Source organism: Rhizobium grahamii CCGE 502, assembly GCF_000298315.2.
In the GTDB taxonomy this organism is placed as follows: domain Bacteria; phylum Pseudomonadota; class Alphaproteobacteria; order Rhizobiales; family Rhizobiaceae; genus Rhizobium; species Rhizobium grahamii.
In genome coordinates, this window is sequence record NZ_AEYE02000038.1 from 153802 (window position 1) to 174841 (window position 21040).

The window sequence follows — 21040 nt, forward strand, 5'->3', positions numbered from 1 at the left end:
TTCGCCCGCTCGGCCCGAAGCCAACACTCAAGCGCATCGACGATTGGCCGACTTTCCTGGCGCCGCAGCAAGCGTTCGTCTGCAAGTCAGTCGATCTCACGTCAGACATCGAACAGAGCGTCGTTGCGTTTGACCGCCTTAAGCCCGATCGGCGAGTTGGTGGCAATGTTCGCGAGCACGAAGATGAGATGACCGGTTCCGGTAGGGACGATGGTTGCCCATCGCCCCCCGGCCAGATCCGTACGTGCGGAACTACCGCATACGGCTGTTTTGACGGTGAGCCGAGCATCTGGATGGGGATGCACCAGCCGGCATGGCGGCAGGTATTTGCGAAGCAGTCTCTGGAAACGCTCCCAAGACAGGCGGTTTCGTTGGCTTCGACGCATCAAAGCGTGTCGCCAAGCGCGACCGACTTCCCAGCGGAACCCACCCAATCTTCGTAGATTGCCGGGAACCGCATGGTAGTTCAAATACCCCTGTAACACTTGCCGTAGCCACCGACCTACTACTGCCACCGGTTCATGGCGTCGTCGCATTAGCGTTCCTCGAATGGCCTCCAGCGTCGTGCGCATGCGCTTCTTGATCGTCAGACGGACAATCTTGAAGCCTCCATCATTGCGCCGCCTGCCACAGCAATGTGTGAATCCCAGAAAGTCGAAGGTCTCTGGCTTGCGGATACCACGCTCCCGGCAGTTTCTCGCAGCATACCGCCCAAAGCGTATTAGCCGCGTCTTTTCCGGGTGTAGCTGCAAACCAAACTGAGCGAGACGCTCCCGCAATGCTTGCAGGAAGCGCTGCGCCTCTCCTTCGTACTGGAGCCCAATTACGCTGTCGTCGGCATATCGTACAATGATCACGTCGCCTTTGGCATCTCGAGTACGCCATTGCTGGACCCATAAATCCAATGCGTAATGCAGATAGATATTCGATAGCACTGGGCTGATTACAGAGCCCTGAGGAGTTCCTCGCGTTGATGCAACGCGACGGCCATCCTCAATCGTGCCCGCTTTCAACCATTTGTGGATCAGACGTATCAGCCGGCGGTCACCCACTCGATGCGACAGGAAACGAACCATCCACTCGTGATCGATTTCATCGTAAAACGAGCGAATATCCGCATCCAGTATCCAGTTGATTTTCCGCTTGTCGATCCCAACCCACAAGGCGTCCAGCGCGTCATGCTGTCCCCTTCCTTGCCGGAACCCGTATGAGAAGCCGAGGAAGTCCTGTTCATAGATCGCGTTCAGAACCGTGGACACGGCCATCTGCACGACTTTTTCTTCCAACGCTGCAATGCCGAGAGGACGGAGTCTTCCGTCATTCTTCGGAATGTAGACCCGTCGGGACGGTTGTGCACGATATGCACCGGATTGAATCTCCCGGTGCAGTTCGTGCACGCGCCCTTCGAGGGTCTTCTCATAGTCGTACCACGTCACCCCATCCACACCGCTTGCCGCTTGCTTGCGAAGCGCATGGAAGCTCTTCACCAATAGCGCCGGAGTGATGTGGTGCATCAGCGCCGTGAAACGCATCTTCGGGTCCCGTTTGGCGGCTTCCCGTACGCCCTCGATCCCCATCGAAGCGTGTTTGATCCGGCTCTGGGTCCGGTACGCTGGGGTTTCGATGACGTTCCCTCCGATTACACCCCTTCCCTCCATTGCCTCCGCAGGATCATCTCCCTTGTTCGGCAACTTCTCCGGTACTATGGGCGTATCCGACTTCTCATCAGCGTCGATGACTGGATTGTGGTCAAAGACCTTCCCAGCCCCGTCCAGTAGATTGCTCCGGATATGCACTCGTCTTCTGCCCGCGGTCGACTGACGAAGGCGGAGCCGATCGGCAAACGTTCTCATGCATCCAAGGTGAGCGCGCTGCTGCCGAACGGGGTCAGTCTGACGGTGGAATGCAGCGATGTCGATGGACTGGCGGCGATCATAGGAGCGTTGGGTCATGTTCAGACTGGGCGCTGACCTCAAGGTCTACCTCCATCGGGAGCCGATCGACTTCCGCGCGGGCATCAACAGCCTTGCTGTCCTGGTGCAGGAGGTGATGGAGCTCGATCCCTTTGCTCCCGCGGTCTTTGCCTTTTGCAATCGCCGTCGTGACCGGATGAAACTATTGTTCTTTGACCGGTCCGGTTTTGTGATGGTCCTGAAGCGGTTGACCGAGGACAAGTTCAGATGGCCCCGCCGCGAGGTGCCGGTCGTTGTGCTGACGACAGAACAGCTTCACTGGATTCTCGACGGCATTGATATCGACGCGATGATCCGCCATCCGATGCGGCAATATCAGATCGCCGGTTGAAGGTGGCGAATTGAACTATCGACGCAAAGGGGCGGTTCAGATTCAAGAATCGGATGGTACGAGCCGGCGATCCTGATATTGCAGTGCTGATGGCGCAGTTGGCGGCAAATGCTGCCGAAATCGCTGCGCTCAAAGCCGAGAAGGAAGCGCTCTCGCTACGGGTCGTCAAGCTGGAAGAGGAGCTGGCACTGGCAAAGCTGCATCGCTTTGCCCCGCGCAGCGAAAAGCACATTGATCGCCTCTTCAACGAAGCCGAAGAGGCCGCGGACGAGGATGATCGTGATTACGGCGATGACGTCGCCGATCTCCCGGATACGGGCTTGCCGACGGTCGATAGCGCGGCGGGTAAAAGCGGGGACGCAGACCTCTGCCGGAGGACCTGCCACGCGAGCGTGTCGAATATGACCTCCCCGACGATCAGAAGGCTTGTCCCTGCTCAGATGCATCGCATGGGCGAGGCCGTTACCGAACAGCTCCATATCGAGGTCAAGGCAAAGGTCCTGCAGAATGTCCGGTTCAAGTACGCTTGCCGCCATTGCGACCGCACCGGGATCAACACGCCGGTCGTGATCGCGCCTATGCCGAAGCAGCCCCTGCCAGGCAGTATCGCTACCGCCTCGACCCTAGCCTTCGCGCTCGTCCACAAGTACGTCGATGGCACACCGCTCTACCGCGTGGCGCAAACATTCGAGCGTGCTGGTGTTCCGATCAGCCGCGGCGCTCTCGCTCACTGGGTGATCGGCTCAAGCGAGAAGCATCTGCACCGCATCTATGATGCGCTGAAACTGCGGCTTAGATTACAGCCTCTCATTCATGGCGATGAGACGACGGTTCAGGTCCTGAAGGAAAAGGACAAGGAGGCCACCAGCACATCGTACATGTGGGCCTACCGGAGTGGCGAGGATAGTGACCAGCCGATTGTGCTGCTCGACTACCAGCCGGGCCGCGGCCAGATTTACCCTCAGACCTTCCTGGGTGATTATCGCGGCATATTGGTGAGCGATGGCTACACAGCCTGGCGCACATTACATGGCGCAACCCACGTCGGATGCATGGCTCACTCCAGGCGGCGCTTCGTTGATGCCCTCAAGGCGAGAAAGAATGGCGGAGGCCCGCCGGAGCAAGCTCTCAGGTTCTTCGAGCAGCTCTACCGGATCGACAGGCAGGCGCGAGAGATAAAGCCCGAAGTTGGTGAAACGCAGGCCGACCGCATTCACCGCTTGCGGCAGCAGCATAGTTTGCCTGTCCTGAACGCTCTAAAGACGTGGCTCGATAACATCGCCCCGAAAGTTGTGCCGGATACCAAGCTCGGCGACGCCGTGTCCTACACATTGAACCAATGGGATTATCTGACCCGTTACGCCAGCGACGGCAGGATGCCGATCGATAACAACATTCTGGAACGCGACATCAGAGTTTTTGCGACCGGAAGGAAATCGTGGCTGTTCAGCGACACGGTTGACGGAGCCAAGGCCAGCGCAGTGATCTATAGTTTGATGCTGACATGCCGCGCCTGTGGCGTCGACCCACTCACCTGGCTCCGCCACGTGCTCACTGAGTTGCCGAAGCGCGACGAAGCGGCCGACATCGGCGACCTGCTACCGTTCAACTTCTCCAAAACCACTACGGCCATATAGCGCCGGATATTCCTACCGATACGGGGCGATTCAGCGGTGCTGCAGCCGTCAATGCGCATCGAAAATCGCGCTTACAGATGACCGTCTTACGCGATGTCGCAATGATAGCCCGCACTGTAGCCTCCATTTGCGCCGATCGCGCCTCACGCCAAGGAGGATATTGTGATGCCTGTCATGCATTCATTGGACTGGACGTTCACAAGGACACCATTTCTGTCGCAGTCGCGGGCATCTTGTCGACACGACAGAAGCGGTAAAGCGTGCAAGTGCGTCCAGCACAGCGCCTGTGTCAATGGACGGGAATCGCGGTCCGATTTGAATAGCAGTTATGGCCACCACAGGCGTTCGCCTACAGGATACCGGTGAAGGCCTTCAGATGGCGCTCGGGATGCTCTTGCCGCCGATCGCGCGAAGCGAGTAGAGTGCCGCTGCGGCGATTGTTCTCCGAACGGCCGGTCATCCCTGACTAGGTCCAGATGCGGCCCGTATCGGTCTTGCCGCGGGCGAGGATCGGTGGTGTCCTCGCCATGCAGGCGCTCGGCGGCCACCATATGGCGGCTTCAGCGCCGCGGCGCGGCCCCCTACCCGGTCGGCGGGTGTTTAGCTCGTTCATCGGTGGCTCTGATGAAACGCGAGGATGCCGTCGCGGACAGTCGGACAGTATCTGCTGCATGATCATTGGCGAGGGCGATGTCACGTTATCGGCGCCTTACCGTTGGCGGATAATTCGGTTAAGATGAACGCATCGTCCATCAGCTACAAGAACCACCGCTTTCCACCGCAGATCATCGCGCATGCGGTCTGGGCTATATTTCCGGTTTCCTTTAAGCCTCAGGGTTGGTCGTGGAAATGTTGTTGGAGCGCGGCAATGTTGTGTCTACGAAACGATACGGCGATGGGGTCACAAATTCGGGGCCGGTTACGCCAAACGGTTGCGTAGTAATCTACGTCGTCGGCGTATTTTAGCGCTCTGTGGTAGTCGTCGTGACCTTAGCTCTTTGTTCTTCCAGGATCAGGCGGGTAGGTTTAGAAAACCGAGATGACAACTTCGTCCCCATAACAGGACATTGCCCCCTGGGCGAGACGGCCGGAGCGCCGCGAGCCTGACTATGCTGCCTGGCACATTAGAATAATTCCAGCCATCCGGCGACCGATTCCCCCCAGGAACGGCAAGCCGCAGAGCGGAAGCAAAGCCGCAGCTTGCCTTGAGGGGCGCTTCCGTTATGCCTCTTGAGGATCATACGAAGGTGAAGTTGGACGCGGTAAGGTGCATATTGGCGAGGTCGGACTCGCTGTGTAACAAGTGAGCAAACACATCTACATGATTAGCCGAGGTAACGTAGGCTAGATCCGCGGTGTTGGTCTCGGAGTTGTGGTAGACAATGATGTCGCCAGCTCTCTCACTGGATATCGCGATCGCGGCGGCAGAGCCATTGGCGAAGCTCCTGTCTGTGATTACTACAACGTGCTCGCCATCCGCACCCGAGGCCTTGCCGCTATAAAAACTATCTACCGGGTAACCTGACTGAACAGAGGCGTTGTTGATGAAGTTTGCGCCAAAGCCATCGTTGTAGAGCCCCGCTGCATCGAAAGCGAACGTATCATGTGCAGGGTCGAAATCCAGGATCAAGGATACGTCCGGTCCCTGCGGCCGGTCTGGGTAATCCCCGATAACAGGATTGTGGAGCCCTGGTGTCGGATTGTGGAACTGGAACACATATGTGTCGGAGCCTTCTCCTCCTCTCAGCCAATCCTTACCGTCCCCGACGTAGAGAACGTCATGGCCGTCCCCACCGGAGAGATAGTCATTGTCCTCGCCAACAATGCGGGGATTGGAGCGGCCGTCGTCGCCAGAGAGACGATCGTTACCCCCTTCGCCATAGACTTGATCACTGCCCGCACCACCGATTACGCGGTCGTTTCCCGCCCCAGCGAATGTACGGTCAGCACCTGCACGAGTGTCGATCCAGTCATTGCCACCGTAGTCAAAGATCACATTGTCACCATTGTCGGCGATGACCGTATCGGCGTCTTCACCGCCCCAATAAGCTTTCTCCATCTAGAACGTCTCCTTCTGATGCAGGGCCTGGCCCCTGCGGGAGGCTTTCATACCTTTCATCGAACGCGTCGTGTAATTAATTGTTTGGATCGAATGTATTGACCGCGCGGATGGTTGCGCGCCACTTCGAGAAGGAGCCGACTGGCGGTCCCGATGGGCGCCCGCGACAATGCAGAATTCAAAGAGCGTTCGTGAACAACGTGACACCGCCTTGGCGAGACATGCTCCGTGACCGCATCTAGCAAATCGCTTAGACCCTCCCCGCAAGACAGAAAGATTATAAGCTCCTATGCAAGCTTCGTGGCATGGAACTGACAATGGACTCCTCACTCGCAGTTCACGTTAACGATTTCGAGCTTCCGGCCGAACGCCCCGCGCTGCTCAGGCGTGACCTGACCGTCCGTCACGATCTGCGTGAGCTCCTCGACCCCGCAGACTTTCGCGAACGACCTTTTGCCAAATTTCGAACTGTCGGCGACCAGGACAGCGCAGTCTGCCGCCCTTATCATTGCTTGCTTGACTGGCACCTCGAGTACATTCACGTCGCTGAGTCCCAGCTCCGCCTCCACTGCTTCGGCGCCGAGGAACGCAACGTCAACATGTATTCTGTCGACGAATTCGACGGTGGCCGGACCAGCAAGCGTATATAAGCCGTCGACTTGCGCGCCTCCAGTGACATGAAGATTAATGTTGGTCCACTCGCAGAGTAATAACCCGATTTGCAGATCATTCGTAATTACAGTGAGGTTCCTGGTCGACTTAAGATGATTTGCCACATGCCACATGGTTGAGCCGCCGTCGATCATGACAGTCTGACCTTCTTCCACCAAGTTGGCAGCGTATTCGCCAAGATGGTTTTTTACGGACGGACGAACCAGGCGCCGAGGTCCATAAGGATAGGTGTGGTTTTCCTTGCGTTCGACGGGAAGAAAACCTCCCTGGGTGCGAATAATAAGACCTTCTGCTTCCAACCGTGCGAGGTCACGCCTTATTGTCGAGCTATCGACACCGAACTCATCCTCAACTATCTTGGAGGGAACGTAGCCGGTCTTGCGCGCTCGCTCCACCATAGCATGCCGTCTCTCGGAGGCGTTATTCATGCTTCTCTCAGATCCTTGGTTGCACAATTTCGCGTACGGAAACAGCCCTCGCGCAAAAAATGGCGAGAGACATTCCCGGATGACCCTTACCCTCCCCTAACGAACCTTTCGTCTCGTGATCACGGAAATAAGATCGTTGCAGATGAAATTGGCACCTAAGCTGAAGCTCCCGAGCCGGTGCACGAGTACGGGAAAATGTAATTCTATGGTGGAGGCTGTTCGAATTGCCGTGACATCATCGAGCCCTGATAACAGAAAATCACAGCGAAGATTATCGTCCGGTACAGTTCCTAATACTCCTATCACCCGCATACCAGCCGCTCGCGCAGCCGCAACTCCCGCTGGCGCGTCTTCAAACACGACGCAATTCGCCGGGTTGACCTCGATATGGCGAGCGGCGGAAAGATAACCCTCAGGATCCGTTTTACCGAAAGTGACATCATCTGACGTTATGACAGTGTGGGGGATACTGATACCTTCTGCCTTGAGGCGTATTTCCGCGACAGCGCGACACCCGGATGTAACAATTGCCCAGGAATTCAGAGCCAATGAATTGACAAATTCAACCGCACCCTTTTTTGCACAAGTGTCAACGGCTTCAGCAACCTCATGCGCTTGAATAAGGCGTATTTCTTTCTCTACATCAAGGCAGGGTGCCGCGAGCTGAACAACATCGCGGTCGCAACGGCCATGTGAGAGCTCTACGATATGTTCAACATCTAGATTGAGCTTGGACGCCCAATGACGCAAGCAACGTTCGATTTGTGAGATTGAATCAACCAATACGCCGTCCATGTCGCACAAGACCGCTTGACAGTTCAGCTGTACGAATGTTCTCGGCATCTAAGAACCTCAGCTCGGCATCGAAATCTTGGTAAGTGGTCACCAGCAGCAGAAGACCCTCCGTCTAGACGCCGTGGTTGTTAGCGAGCGTCTAGCTAGCAAAAAAAGAATTGATGCTGTCGCAAACGAGATGAAGCTGATCGTCGGTCATCGCTGGATGAAGTGGCAGGCAAAGTGTTTCTGCCGCCAAAACCTCCGCAACGGGCAAGTCGCCCACCTGGTATCCGAAATCAACGAAAGCAGGTTGCAAGTGAATTGGGGTTGGATATCGTATAACAGCGTCAATACCATCTTTCCGCAAATGGGACAGCAGATTATTGCGAGAGTCTGTTCGGACCTGGAATAAATGGTAGGCGTGCTCTGCAGGTTTAGCGCCCTCTTGAAATGCGAGCGGTAAACCTTCCAATCTTTCCTTGTAAGCCGATGCCAGTTTAGCGCGGGCGGCGCCCCACTTAGCGACCCGCGCCAGTTTTCTTTTCAGAATCAGAGCCTGGATCGTGTCGAGCCTGGAATTATAGCCGAGAGTAAGATGTTCGTTTTGAGTTGTCTGGCCGAAATGACGCAATTGACGTATTCGATCCGAAATTTCCGTGCTGTTCAAAGTGACAGCGCCGGCATCGCCGCCCGCAGCTAGATTCTTCGCCGGAGCGAAGCTCCAGCAACCCGCGTCGCTTGTTGATCCGACGTTTTTTCCACCGGATAGCGCGCCGATCGCTTGCGCGCAATCCTCGACCACAAGCAATTCGTTACGTTTGGCAATGTCATGGACAAGGGCCATATCAACCGACTGACCAAACAGATGGACCACGATGAGAGCTTTCGTTCGTTCGGAAATTTTCCTTTCGACTTGTTCTAGATCGATCAGAAACGTGTCCGTTCTGCAATCAACCAGAACCGGTATCGCCCCAACTCTAACAATTGCTAGCGCAGTCGCGTGGAAGGAGTTTGTTACGGTAATGACCTCGTCACCCCGGCCGACTCCCAACGCATGCAAGGCAAGGATCAACGCGTCCGTCCCGGAATTCACGCCGACAGCATGTTCTGTCCCAATGTATGCTGCAAAGTCCTGTTCAAAGTCGAAGACCGCATCTCCAAGGACGTATTGACCGTTGTTTAGAAGGTCCTTGATTTCCTGCAGTAGTCCGGCTTCAATGCCAGCGAACTGCGAGGGATAATCATATCGCGCCACCTTGAAATCCATCTTGTTCAACCTGCTCCCCCAGAATGTTCGGACTCGATGCGACCGCTGCCGCGGTTCCAATCGTCTTCGAGTCGAATGACATCATCCAATTCCGGTGTTGAAACTTCTATTAGTGTTACGTCGGTTCGTGCGTAGATGCGGTGCACTTTACCTGGCAAGATATGGATGATGTCACCAGCGCTAAGATCCGCCTGCTTTAACGGTTCGTTCGATGCGTTGGCATAGAGGAACACGCCGCTTCCTCTCAGAACTAGGTTCGCCTCTTCCTTGCGTTCATGGTACTGAAGGCTCGTCTTTTGACCAGCCCTAATGTTGATGACCTTAAACCCAAAGGGGGCTCCTTCAGCTATGAGCCAACGCTCCTCGCCCCATCGCTTAGTGACCTTTTTGGCCGTGGTCACGTGCTCAATTTTGGCCGCGCTCGAAGCACTGCTGCCTGGGCCTGGTGCGCCGGAAAAGATCTCATGGAGGTAACTGTCAATCATGTTTAGCACCTACATTTCCGACCGACGCGAGGACGTATCGCTCGACCGATTCTTCGACCTTACTCTGCAAGAGTACGTCCAATGTTTTTCCGATCCTGCAGCATGCTGACTCAGCGGCGTCCTTGATAGCTCGACATTCGTCAGTGCCAAATACGTAATGGCCTGCAATCATCGCACGATCTGCATCCGAGGCTTGGGAGTTCGGCTTCATCCACTTCTTCCACGCAAGCGATTCGAAGGCTAGTTGCAAGAACTGTTCCAGCTGAGCATTCAAATTAAACTCTTTAAGGACGGCTACGAGCGCTCGCGTTTCGGCAACTCCTAGCTCCGGCGCAATGTTCATCGAGGAGACCCCACAGCGCTTAAGCATTGTGATTTTCTCCGCCGGCAAATAATCCGCATTGTGGGCCTTTAACGCGACGCCCCGCTTGCTGCAACTTTTTGCAAGCTGCTCGATTGAGTGTCGGACCGCAAGGGGAGCCGATTTGATCGCTCCCACATTTTCTGTTTCGAGCACTTTCGTGCCTGTCTGAGCGACCACAAACAATGGCAACGGTAGTTTGCGGTCAGTCAGGTTCCTTAGAACATCATGCAGCTTGTCGGAAAATTCCGGGGGATAATCCGTGTCGACACTTTGATCTTCAAATCCGATTTCAAAGTGAACCGATCTGCCAAGGCCTCTCGCGAAATCATGACAATGCGCGTATAACTCCACCAGCCTTTGCAACGCTTTTTTTGTTTCGGCAACTCCCCTTCCCTCGAGGCTGGTGTCAATATGAACTATCTGGAATCCCGATCGGATATCCTCTTCGAAGGACGCTAGGGAAGATTTCATAGCACTCTCGTCGTCGAGCTCCGTCTCACTTGGATGTTGCCAGGGACCCCCGTGGTCACGGCAAATAAGCAACGAATTCGGCGGACACTCTTTCCGAACGTATTCACAAAACTCACGCGTGGTCCAATTCTCCACATATCCGCCGCCCAGTTTCTTACTTTCAACCTGACGTCTGCTGGCAATCAACATCAAAGGAATGCCGTGGCGGTTCGCAATTCTACCGCAAGCCTGCACTGTGTTTTTTGACATAGGTCCAACCCCCAACGAAGGATTGCCGAAGATTTCCGTCGGCTTAGCGCTTGAGTTGCCCATGTCGCTCCCATGTATCGCTGCATGCTCGAAATGGAAAGCAAGATGCAGGCCACGTCAGACCAGCCTATTCGTCTCAAGACCTTCATTTAGCGGTTATGACCCGGTGGGCTCGCACAATCCGATTGCGGCGCGGCGACCAAAAGTCGATCGCTCTGAACTCAGTTGGAGTGTAGACTTTCAAACAGAATTGACCGAATCCTGTTGCCGCGAGTTTGAGGCGGTAGGACAAATGTCGGAAGGATGGCCGTGGCGACTATAAGAGGCCATGCATGTGTTTGATACGACCAGATTGACTTATGCCGAGAGCCACAAGGACTGAAGCTGAAGCTCTGCTTTGGGATGTTAGCCCGAGTGCTTCGGCCTCGTAAGGCCTTGGCACCGAGCACCATGAGAGGTGTACGGCAGCGTTCAGATATCCTGAAGCTGAGGTAAGATCACCAAGTCGCGAATGGTGACGTTGGCGGGTCGCGTCAGCATATAGACTACTGCGTCAGCCACGTCTTCCGATCGGAGGCCCTCTCGCGCCTCCACCTTGGCATCGACCGCCATGGAGTCGGTGTAGCCCCAGAGCTCATTTAGCACAATACCAGGCGCCACTGAACCGACGCGAATATTATGTTCCATCGTCTGCCGCCGCAAACCATGCACAAAAGCCTGGATCGCATGTTTTGAAGCAGAATAGATCGGCTCTCCCACGAGGGCCTGGTGGCCGGCTACGGATGATGTGACGATAATTTGCCCGCTTGCTTGCTTTATCATGCTCGGCAATACAGCGCGGGCCAGACGGAAGACCGCACTGACATTGATAGCGATTAACTTGTCCCAAGCGTTAGGATCGCCTTCAGCAACCTCCCCAGGGATATAGATGCCCGCGTTAGGAAGCAATATGTCAATCCGCCCAAATCGCTCTGTCGTCGCAGCGACGATATGTTTAACGGATCCCGGAGCGGCAAGATCAGTCGACAAAACAAGCGTTTCGCTGGCTGATTTATTCGCGACCTGCTCGAGCCTTTCGGCAGAACGGCCGACGAGCGCGAGCTTCACACCGTGTCTTCCAAGAGCCAGCGCAGTAGCTCGGCCGATACCTGAACTTGCGCCTGTTATAAGCGCTACCTTGCCTTCAAGTTTCTGTTCCAAGACTTCCTCCTCGATCGCAGTCGAAAACTTGCTTTTCACGCTCGTGCTCGTCCCAAAAAGGCTGTTGGGTCCAGAGACTCCGGCGAGCGTCGTAAAGCTTTGGAGTCGACCGCTTGGTAACTGTGGTCATATGAAGCCGATAGCAGACGCACCCCATTTTCCGTAGCTAACATGTAGAATTCTTGCACAAGCTTTTGAGCAGCAAACGGTTAAGCTAGACTACGTCTTTGCAATAGCCGTGCCAACCAAAACCGCGCAACTTGGAACCTGCCCTCAAGGAGTTATTCCAGGACCGGAACGTCGCATAGCAGCGACATCCACAGGGTTATTTAGACCCATCAGGTTCTCTCCACACCACTAACATTGCCCTCTCGGATCGCCCGCCTCGTTAGCATGATGGCGATTGCGTCACATCGAGCTGGATTGATCACGCCATAGCAGGCAAAGGCTAATGCCGCTCGACACATCGAGTTCATCGGACATCTGTATTTTAACTAGTCTTCGAGTGAGCTTTGAACGGGTCTGCGGCCTTGACCCCTCTCAGTGGCTTTCCCAGACGCGCAGGTTTTTCGGCGTTCGTAGGTCCTTTGACGCGCCCCGGGGAGCGTCCAGATCAGTAACCAGTCATAGCTCAGGACTATGATCTTCAGTTCTGTCCTCGGGGCCCTGCGGAAGCTGCCAGCGAAGACCTTCCGGGCGTTCTTCATTCATAGGACGAATTCGTTCCATGCAGAATATGGATTGGATTGCGGATCCTTACCAATGCTAGAGCGGCTTTTGGGCGGGGTAGATGCACTAAAAAGGAGACCCTCAATGACACTACATACTGGACCTAATGGCGAGGTAGTGAATGTACCTAAGCCCGGCGCCGAATTGCTCGAATGGGCCGCCTCGCACCACTTCGACGTCAGCCAGAACACTTGGGTTCCCAACGTCAGTGGGCCGGCAGAGCCCGGCTTCCACCCAATCGCCGACACCGTCGCGAGTTCAGAGCCCTCACCAGACTGGTGGCATCTCTGAGTGACTTAGATTGTTTAAGGAACCGGCAGCCTTCGCTGCCGGTTCCGACGCCATCGGCCTTTGTCTTTGTCGAGCGGCGGCACGTTTTGTGTTTCCGCAGATGCAGTCGGCATGTTGATTGAGTTCATCCCGCCTCTTTCTCTTGGGTAAGGAATCGGCCGGCCGCTAAGGTTGTACGGTCAGATATTGCACAGGCTTCGGCGAGGCTTCCACGTCTCATGGCTCTGTTGAATTGCCTAGGTCCTCAAGGGCAGTTTGGCTTCAAACTCCGCACCTCGTCATGCCACAAGGCGAGCCTTCTCGTGCTCTGGCGCGGGTAATGGCGTTGCTTTTTTTGCCGCCGAGCGCGGTAAGGCTAAGTGCGGCCGGTTATCCCGTGGGGAGACATTAGTGACAGACTTTGCAGCAACATCGAGCAATAGGAGCGCCAATCCCGCCTCCGCCCTACGCGACTGCCGAACGGCCTTCATCGGCGTCGGCGTTGCAAGCGCACTCGTCAACATTCTCTATCTCACCGGCTCCTTCTTCATGCTCGAGGTTTATGACCGCGTGCTGCCGAGCCGGAGTATTCCTTCGCTCATCGCCCTCTGTCTCCTCGCACTGCTCCTCTATGGATTCCAGGGGATATTTGAGCTGACCCGGAACCGGATGCTCGTGCGTATCGCCGGCGCGCTCGACGAGAGCCTCAGCGGCCGCATCTATCGAGCGCTCGTCAAGGCACCGCTGAAGCTCAAGACGCGGGGGGACAGCCTTCAGGGCCTGCGCGATTTCGATCAGGTCCGGTCATATCTTTCAGGCACTGGACCGTCCGCGCTCTTCGACCTGCCCTGGCTCCCTTTTTATGTGGTCATTTGCTTCCTGTTTCACCCGATCATCGGAATGGTTGCCGTCGGCGGCGGGCTGATCCTCACGCTTCTCACATACCTCACCAATCGTGGCATCCAGGCGCCCGCAAAGAAGGCGGCCGAAGTCGGCGGATACCGCAACGCCTTTGCGCAGGCGTCGCAGCGCAATGCAGAGGTCGTTCAGGCTATGGGCATGTCTGGGCGCATGACTGAGCGTTGGGAGCGCCGCAACGCCGAATACCGTGAAGAGAACCGCCGTACCTCCGACATCGGCAACGGCTATGGGGCGATGTCGAAGGTGTTCCGTATGGCTCTGCAATCGGGAATGCTCGCGGCTGGAGCGGCACTAGTGATCGTGGGACAGGCGTCGCCCGGCATCATCATCGCTGGCTCCATCCTGACTGCCCGAGCGCTTGCTCCGGTGGAGCTCGCGATTAGCAATTGGCGCGGTCTCGTGTCTGCGCGCCAGAGCTGGCGGCGCTTAAAGGAATTGCTGGAAGCCCTACCCGAGACGGAAACGGCCTTGGCTCTGCCGAGCCCGCAACAGCGACTTAGCGTGGAGGCTCTAGCGAGCGGTCCGCCGGCGGCGCAGCGCCTTACCGTCCTGGACGTGACCTTCACCATGCAAGCGGGCAGCGCCCTTGGCGTCATTGGCCCGAGCGCATCGGGAAAATCGTCGCTGGCGCGCGCCATCATCGGCGTCTGGCCCACCTATCGCGGCTCCGTCCGGCTCGACGGCGCAGCACTCGACCAATGGGATAGCGATGCTCTCGGCAAACATGTCGGCTACCTGCCTCAGGATGTCGAGCTCTTCGCCGGAACCGTTGCCGAGAACATCGCTCGCTTTGTCCCGGATGCTACCTCCGAGGGGATCGTTGCCGCGGCCAAGGCTGCCGGAGTCAATGATCTGATCCTGCGTCTGCCGAACGGCTACGAGACCGAGATCGGCGAAGGCGGCATGGCACTTTCCGCAGGCCAGCGCCAGCGCGTCGCGCTGGCCCGGGCGCTTTACGGCGATCCCTTTCTGGTCGTCCTGGACGAGCCGAATTCCAATCTCGATGCAGAAGGCGAACAGGCGCTGAGCGAAGCGATCATGAATGTACGTACGCGCGGCGGCATCGTTGTGGTCGTCGCTCATCGCCCAAGCGCGCTTGCCAGCGTCGACTTCGTCCTGTCGATGCAGGAGGCCCGCATGCACGCCTTCGGCCCGAAGGAAGAAGTCCTTGGCAAGGTGCTGCGCCAGCAGCAGAGGCCGCTGAAGATCGTTGAAGGCCAGGAGATGAAGCAATGAACCGCATGCGCCAGACATCCAGTTCGCGCCGTTCGCTTTCACGTCACATGATCGGCGTTTCCGTGCTGGCGCTTGCGCTGGTCGGAGGCGTCGGCGGCTGGGCGGCGACAACGGAGCTGTCTAGCGCCGTGGTCGCCGGCGGCGTCGTCGTCGTCGACGACAACGTCAAGAAGATCCAGCACCTGACAGGCGGCATCGTCGGCGAACTCCTCGTCAAGGAAGGCGATCGTGTCAAAGCCGGACAGGTTCTGATCCGTCTCGACGGCACCACTGGACGCGCCAATCTCGCAATCGTTGAAAGCACCCTCGCGCAGCTCTATGCCCGTCACGCCCGGCTCCAGGCGGAGCGTATCGGTGCTGCCTCTTTCTCAGTCGATAAGGATCTCGGCCAGTTCATCTCCGGCGCGGCAGCGTCGAAGTTCATCGAAGGCGAGCAGAAGCTTTTCGCAAGCCGCAACTCGGCGCTTGCCGGCATGAAAAGCCAGCTCGCATCGAGAAAGGCGCAGCTCGCTGACGAGATCGAAGGCCTTACGGTGCAGTCGAAGGGAAACGAGGATGCGCTCAAGCTGATCGAGGAAGAGCTAACTCGCGTCGATTCGCTCTATAGCCGCGGACTCGTGCCGGTCCAGCAGGTTACGACGCTGAAGCGCCAGCGCGCGGAGCTCGAAGGCGAGCGGGGACGGCAAGTCGCCGCGCGCGCCGCGGCCCGTGGAAAGCTGAGCGAAATCGACCTGCAAATTCTACAGCTCGATGAGGACCGGCGCACGGAGATTTCCAAGGACCTAACTGAGGCCGAGGCGAAGATCGCCGAATATGAGGAGCGCCGCACGGCCGCAATGGATCAGTTGCGCCGTCTCGACATCACGGCGCCGGTTCCCGGGCGCGTCTACCAGCTCGCTGTCCACACCATCAACGGCGTCGTCATGGCAGGGGAAACGCTGATGCTCGTCGTACCTGAGGCAGATGATCTGACCGTGGAAGCCCGCGTAAACACTCGCGACATCGACCAGATCCGCGTTGGTCAGCCGGTCGAAATCCGCTTCAGCGCCTTCAACCAGCGCACCACGCCTGAGGTCGAGGCAGAGGTCGCGACGGTCGCTCCTGATCTCGTGACTGATCAGCGCACAGGGGACACCTATTATCCGCTGCGGATCCGCCCCAAGCCAGAAAGTCTCGCCAAGCTCAAGGGCCTCTCACTGTACCCTGGAATGCCCGCCGAGGTCTTCATCAAGATTGCCGACCGTACCGTCATCTCCTATCTGACGAAGCCGCTCACCGACCAGATGCAGCATGCGTTCCGGGAGGATTGAATACCGCGTGGCTGGAGCGGCGAGGTGGATATCGGCGAAAGAGGTGGGCCTGGGCGGGGCAGCGAGCGAGGGTCGGAGAAGCTACCTGGCCAGACTTTCGCCTTTGCTCAATGGAAGTCGACGATGCTGCTCCTCAGCTTCACGCGCTGTTATCGGAGATATGGACATGGAGAGAGGGGGCTTGCAAACCATCGACGACCCGTTCGGCACGAGGTCATCACCATGTCTTACGAGCTGTGTTACCTATATCGCCGCCGTCTGGCACGATAAACTCGGTCACCTTGAGATCCCATCAGAGGTGAGTAGCCGCCTCGCACAGTGGCAGTAGTGTAGTCGCTAGCTCTCTGGAGGCTAATGATGCAAATAACAGTAGATCGAACTCAAGCACGGGCCGCTACCCTTGCGATCTTGGCTCAATTTTCGTCTAGTTGGAATTAAAGCAAATCAACATGGCTCGTCACAGCTCTGTCGCCTGGCAGCGAAAAGATGTCTCGCCACACTGCCAGCGGCGGCGATATCGCCGACTTGTTCTCGTGTGTCGCGGCCCATGGAATCCGGCAAAGTTCCACCTCACCTATTCCCCGATGCTCGGCCGACTTATGGCTTCGGCGGATCGCTGCCCTTCTCACCAGGCAGCGGCGAGCGCCGATCAGACGGCCGTTTTGAGGACGCGGGCAACGGTGTCAGGGTCGAACTTCAGATCGACAAGAATGGGCGGTTTTGCGGACATAATCGTCTTTACTGTTGGACGGCGGGCGTCGAGACCGTCTCGATGTTGAAGGCGGCAGCCATCAGCGCCTTGGTATAGTCGTCCTTCGGTGCACCGAAGATATCGGCGGACGATCCCTGTTCGACGACCTTGCCGAAGCGCATGACGATGACGTCGTTTGCCAGCGCCTTCACCACCTTCAGGTCGTGGCTGATGAAGAGATAGGCGAGGTCGTGCTTCTTCTGCAGGTCACGCAGGAGATCCACCACCTGCGCCTGGACGCTCATGTCGAGCGCCGATGTCGGCTCGTCCAGCATCACGAAGCGCGGTTTCAACACCATGGCGCGGGCAATGGCGATACGCTGGCGCTGCCCGCCGGAGAACTCGTGCGGATACCGCCAGCGGGTCAGCAGATCGAGCCCGACTTCCTCCAGGGCCCAGCAGACCCGCTGGTCGCGCTCTTCGTAGGAAAGCGAGCGCTCATGGACCTTGAGGCCTTCGGCGATGATGTCGCCAACCGACATGCGCGGACTGAGTGAGCCGTAGGGATCCTGGAATACCACCTGCAGCTGGTTCCGGAGGGGGCGCATTTCCGTAAATGAATAGCTGGCTATATCCTTGCCGACGAAGCTGATCCGGCCCTGCGAAGAGATCAGCCGCGTTAGCGCCAGACCGAGCGTCGTCTTGCCGGAACCGGACTCGCCGACGACGCCTAGCGTCTGGCCGGCACGCAGCTGCAGGTCGATGCCGTCGACGGCCTTCACATGGTCGACCACCTTGCGCATCAGCCCGGCCTTGATCGGGAACCAGACGCGGATATCCGATCCCTGCATCACGATCGGCTTCGAAGAATCGGCAACAGGCGGTTCGCCGCGCGGCTCGGAGGCAAGGAGATGCCGGGTATAGTCGTGCTTCGGATTGCGGAAGACCTCTTCCACCGTGCCGGTCTCGACGATCTTGCCCTTGGTCATCACGCAGACCCGATCGGCAAACTTTCGCACGATGCCGAGATCGTGAGTGATGAACAGCATCGACATGCCATGCTGGCCCTTCAGCTGTCGCAGCAGTTCGAGGATCTGCGCCTGCACGGTCACGTCGAGCGCGGTCGTCGGCTCGTCGGCGATCAGAAGCTCTGGCCGGTTGGCCAGCGCCATGGCAATCATCACGCGTTGCCGCTGGCCGCCTGACAGTTCGTGCGGATAGGCTTTCAGCCGCTTCTCCGGCTCGCGAATGCCCACCTGGTTCAGCAATTCGAGGATACGCTTGCGCGCCGCCTGTCCCGTCACGCCCTGGTGCAGCTCGAGAATCTCGGCGATCTGCTTCTCGATCGTGTGCAGCGGGTTGAGCGAGGTCATCGGCTCCTGAAAGATCATCGTGATGTCGTTGCCGCGCACCTCGCGCAACGCCTTGTCGGATGCCTTGAGAAGGTCCTTGCCCTTGAACAGGATTTCGCCAGAGGGATGGCTGGCGGAGGGGTAGGGGAGCAGCCGCAGGATCGAGTTGGCGGAGACCGACTTGCCCGAACCGGACTCGCCGACCAGCGCCACGACCTCGCCCTTGCGGATATCGAAGGAGACGCGATCGACAGCCAGCGATGTTTCTCCACCCTGGTGGAATGCCACCGAGAGATCGCGAACGGACAGCAGTGTTTCAGCAGCGTCACTCATTGAAACGTCTTCCTGGGATCGAATGCGTCGCGAACCGCCTCGCCGATGAAGATCAAGAGCGACAGCATGATCGACATGGTGAAGAACGCGGTCAGCCCGAGCCACGGCGCCTGCAGGTTGGCCTTGCCCTGGGCGATCATCTCGCCGAGCGAAGGGGAGCCCGGCGGCATGCCGAAGCCGAGGAAGTCGAGCGACGTCAGCGTGGTGATCGAGCCCGACAGGATGAACGGCAGGAAGGTCAGCGTCGCCACCATCGCGTTCGGCAGCAGGTGCCGCCACATGATGGTGCGGTTGCCGACACCGAGCGCGCGCGCTGCCCTGACATATTCGAAATTGCGTGCTCGCAGGAATTCGGCGCGCACGACGCCGACGAAGCCGACCCAGGAGAACAGCAGCATGATCCCGAGCAGCACGAAGAAGCCGGGTGGCAGGATGGCCGCGATGATCAAGAGGATGTAGAGCACCGGCATCGACGACCAGATCTCGATGAAGCGCTGCAGAAGCAAGTCCGTCCAGCCGCCGAAATAGCCCTGGATCGCACCGGCGGTGACGCCGATGACGGCCGAGCAGATCGTCAGCACGAGGCCGAACAGCACGGAGATGCGGAAGCCGTAAATGACGCGGGCAAGCACGTCACGTGCCTGATCGTCCGTGCCGAGCCAATTGAGGTTGCCGAAGTTGCAGCCGGGGTCGGTCGCGCCCTGCCGATATCCGGAGCAGCGCTCCTCCTTGCTCATCAGCCAGAAGGGCGCGGTCGGCGCCGAATGCGGGATATTCGAGTTGACCGAACGATAGGAGTAGTGGATCGGCGGCCAGATCATCCAGCCATTGGCGTTGATCTCGTCCGAGATCACGTCGGAGCGGTAGTCGGTCTCGGCGAGGAACCCGCCGAACTTCTCTTCCGGATAATTGACCAGCACAGGAAAGAGTATCTCGCCCTTGTAGGACGCGACGATCGGCCGGTCGTTGGCGATGAACTCGGCAAACAGGCTGAGCACGAACAGCACGAGGAACAGCCAGAGCGACCAGTAGCCGCGGCGATTGGCCTTGAAATTCTTCCAGCGGCGGATGTTGGTCGGCGACAGCAGCCCCTTGCGCGGCGGCTTGACCGGCGTTGCGGTGGTTGGATTGGCGGCGGTGTCCATCAGACGTCCCTCCGCTCGAAGTCGATGCGCGGATCGATCCAGGTGTAGATCAGGTCGGAGATCAGGCTGACGAACAGGCCGAGCAGCGAGAAGATGTAGAGCGTCGCAAACACGATCGGGTAGTCGCGGTTGACAACTGAGAGGTAGCCGAGGCGCCCGAGGCCATCGAGGGAGAAGATGTTCTCGATCAGCAGCGAGCCGGTGAAGAAGGCGGAGATGAAGGCGCCGGGAAAGCCGGCGATGATGATCAGCATGGCGTTGCGGAAGACGTGACCGTAAAGCACCTTCCGCTCGTTCAGACCCTTGGCCCGCGCAGTCACCACATACTGCTTCTTTATCTCCTCGATGAAGGAATTCTTGGTCAGCAGCGTCGTCGTCGCGAAGGCGGCAAGCGAGAGCGAGATCAGCGGCAGCGTCAGGTGCCAGAAATAGTCGAGCGGCTTCTGCCACCAGGCGAGCTGATCGAAATTGTCGGAGACGAGGCCGCGCAGCGGGAACCAGTCGTAGAAGGATCCGCCCGCAAAGAGCACGATCAAGAGGATGCCGAACAGGAAGCTCGGAACGGCATAGCCGATGATGATGACCCCCGAGGTCCAGACGTCGAAGGTCGAGCCGTCCTTGACAGCCTTGCGGATGCCGAGCGGGATCGAGATGCCGTATGAAAAGATCATGATCCAGACGCCGAGCGAGGCGGACACCGGCAACTTGTCCTTGATCAGTTCGAGAACCGTGGTGTTGCGGAAGAAGCTCTCGCCGAAATCGAAGCGAATGTAGTTCCACATCATCTCGCCGAAGCGCGTCAGCGGCGGCTTGTCGAAGCCGAACTGCTTTTCGAGCTTGGCGATCAATTCGGGATCGAGCCCTTGGGCGCCGCGGTATTTCGAACTGCCTTCATCGAGGCCACCGCCGCCGAGGAGATCGCCGCCGCCGCCAGAAAGACGAGAATCGGCGCCCTGCGCATCGCCGGTCAGCTGTGCGATGACCTGCTCGACCGGACCACCGGGGGCGAGTTGAACGACGATGAAGGAAATCGCCATAATGCCCACGATGGTCGGGATCATCAAAAGCACGCGGCGAAGAATATAGGCGCCCATCAGCTTTCAGCCTCCGGAGCCCACAGCCCCTGCATTGCAAGCCTGC

Annotated in this window: 15 protein-coding genes and 4 pseudogenes; 7 read left to right on the forward strand and 12 right to left on the reverse strand. The window is 57.8% G+C overall.

Annotation, left to right across the window (positions count from 1 at the left end; translation table 11 throughout):
- Positions 1-101: 101 nt before the first annotated feature.
- The gene (gene ltrA, locus RGCCGE502_RS32925) at positions 102-1532 is read right to left on the reverse strand and encodes a group II intron reverse transcriptase/maturase (RefSeq protein WP_500690644.1); all 1431 of its coding nucleotides are present in this window, start codon (positions 1530-1532) and stop codon (positions 102-104) included.
- Between the two features lie 321 nt (positions 1533-1853).
- On the opposite strand from ltrA, the pseudogene RGCCGE502_RS39410 reads away from it, so the two are divergent.
- The 3 genes and pseudogenes from RGCCGE502_RS39410 to tnpC form a co-directional block, all read left to right on the forward strand.
- Positions 1854-1970: pseudogene (locus tag RGCCGE502_RS39410) on the forward strand (IS66-like element accessory protein TnpA); the annotation flags it as partial.
- Positions 1951-2304, forward strand: coding sequence for an IS66 family insertion sequence element accessory protein TnpB (gene tnpB / locus RGCCGE502_RS32930; protein ID WP_016558562.1), 354 nt, complete (start codon positions 1951-1953; stop codon positions 2302-2304). The pseudogene RGCCGE502_RS39410 and the gene tnpB, both read left to right, overlap by 20 nt.
- A gap of 53 nt (positions 2305-2357) precedes the next feature.
- Positions 2358-3941 (forward strand): annotated as a pseudogene (gene tnpC / locus RGCCGE502_RS32935) (IS66 family transposase).
- A 266-nt stretch (positions 3942-4207) separates the two neighbouring features.
- On the opposite strand, the pseudogene RGCCGE502_RS36185 reads toward tnpC, so the two are convergent.
- Positions 4208-4541, reverse strand: a pseudogene (locus RGCCGE502_RS36185) (IS66 family transposase); the annotation flags it as partial.
- A gap of 136 nt (positions 4542-4677) precedes the next feature.
- On the opposite strand from RGCCGE502_RS36185, the pseudogene RGCCGE502_RS36190 reads away from it, so the two are divergent.
- Positions 4678-4876: pseudogene (locus tag RGCCGE502_RS36190) on the forward strand (IS6 family transposase); the annotation flags it as partial.
- 302 nt (positions 4877-5178) lie between these two features.
- Here RGCCGE502_RS36190 and RGCCGE502_RS32940 read toward each other — a convergent pair.
- The 7 genes from RGCCGE502_RS32940 to RGCCGE502_RS32970 form a co-directional block, all read right to left on the reverse strand.
- Positions 5179-6000, reverse strand: coding sequence for a calcium-binding protein (locus tag RGCCGE502_RS32940; RefSeq protein ID WP_016558564.1), 822 nt, complete (start codon positions 5998-6000; stop codon positions 5179-5181).
- A 326-nt stretch (positions 6001-6326) separates the two neighbouring features.
- The gene (locus RGCCGE502_RS32945) at positions 6327-7100 is read right to left on the reverse strand and encodes a DeoR/GlpR family DNA-binding transcription regulator (protein ID WP_019280606.1); all 774 of its coding nucleotides are present in this window, start codon (positions 7098-7100) and stop codon (positions 6327-6329) included.
- A gap of 96 nt (positions 7101-7196) precedes the next feature.
- Positions 7197-7943, reverse strand: a complete 747-nt coding sequence (locus RGCCGE502_RS32950; protein ID WP_016558566.1) for an HAD-IA family hydrolase — start codon at positions 7941-7943, stop codon at positions 7197-7199.
- Between the two features lie 91 nt (positions 7944-8034).
- Positions 8035-9144: a DegT/DnrJ/EryC1/StrS family aminotransferase gene (locus RGCCGE502_RS32955; RefSeq protein ID WP_016558567.1), complete on the reverse strand. Its 1110-nt coding sequence runs from the start codon at positions 9142-9144 to the stop codon at positions 8035-8037.
- 5 nt (positions 9145-9149) lie between these two features.
- Positions 9150-9629 (reverse strand): cupin domain-containing protein, encoded by a 480-nt coding sequence (locus RGCCGE502_RS32960; RefSeq protein WP_016558568.1) that lies wholly within the window; start codon positions 9627-9629, stop codon positions 9150-9152.
- Entirely contained in the window at positions 9622-10776 is a 1155-nt protein-coding gene (locus RGCCGE502_RS32965; protein WP_016558569.1) for a hypothetical protein, read from the reverse strand. The genes RGCCGE502_RS32960 and RGCCGE502_RS32965 overlap by 8 nt, the downstream gene beginning before the upstream one ends.
- Before the next feature lie 408 nt (positions 10777-11184).
- On the reverse strand, positions 11185-11913 hold the full coding sequence (locus RGCCGE502_RS32970) for an SDR family oxidoreductase (protein ID WP_040676234.1): 729 nt from the start codon (positions 11911-11913) through the stop codon (positions 11185-11187).
- An 813-nt stretch (positions 11914-12726) separates the two neighbouring features.
- Here RGCCGE502_RS32970 and RGCCGE502_RS36195 point away from each other — a divergent pair.
- The 3 genes from RGCCGE502_RS36195 to RGCCGE502_RS32985 all read left to right on the forward strand — a co-directional run bounded on the left by RGCCGE502_RS36195 (position 12727) and on the right by RGCCGE502_RS32985 (position 16379).
- Entirely contained in the window at positions 12727-12933 is a 207-nt protein-coding gene (locus RGCCGE502_RS36195; RefSeq protein ID WP_016558571.1) for a hypothetical protein, read from the forward strand.
- A gap of 390 nt (positions 12934-13323) precedes the next feature.
- Positions 13324-15069 (forward strand): type I secretion system permease/ATPase, encoded by a 1746-nt coding sequence (locus RGCCGE502_RS32980; protein WP_016558572.1) that lies wholly within the window; start codon positions 13324-13326, stop codon positions 15067-15069.
- The gene (locus RGCCGE502_RS32985; RefSeq protein WP_016558573.1) at positions 15066-16379 is read left to right on the forward strand and encodes an HlyD family type I secretion periplasmic adaptor subunit; all 1314 of its coding nucleotides are present in this window, start codon (positions 15066-15068) and stop codon (positions 16377-16379) included. The genes RGCCGE502_RS32980 and RGCCGE502_RS32985 overlap by 4 nt, the downstream gene beginning before the upstream one ends.
- Positions 16380-17117: 738 nt before the next feature.
- Here the strand turns inward: RGCCGE502_RS32985 and RGCCGE502_RS32990 are convergent.
- The 3 genes from RGCCGE502_RS32990 to RGCCGE502_RS33000 are packed head-to-tail and all read right to left on the reverse strand — an operon-like array spanning position 17118 to position 20994.
- The gene (locus RGCCGE502_RS32990; protein ID WP_016558574.1) at positions 17118-18755 is read right to left on the reverse strand and encodes an ABC transporter ATP-binding protein; all 1638 of its coding nucleotides are present in this window, start codon (positions 18753-18755) and stop codon (positions 17118-17120) included.
- Positions 18752-19900, reverse strand: a complete 1149-nt coding sequence (locus RGCCGE502_RS32995) for an ABC transporter permease (protein ID WP_016558575.1) — start codon at positions 19898-19900, stop codon at positions 18752-18754. Before RGCCGE502_RS32995 ends, RGCCGE502_RS32990 begins: the two co-directional genes overlap by 4 nt.
- Positions 19900-20994 carry a microcin C ABC transporter permease YejB gene (locus RGCCGE502_RS33000; RefSeq protein ID WP_016558576.1) on the reverse strand — a complete coding sequence of 365 codons (1095 nt, stop codon included), beginning with the start codon at positions 20992-20994 and terminating at the stop codon, positions 19900-19902. The genes RGCCGE502_RS32995 and RGCCGE502_RS33000 overlap by 1 nt, the downstream gene beginning before the upstream one ends.
- Positions 20995-21040 lie beyond the last annotated feature (46 nt).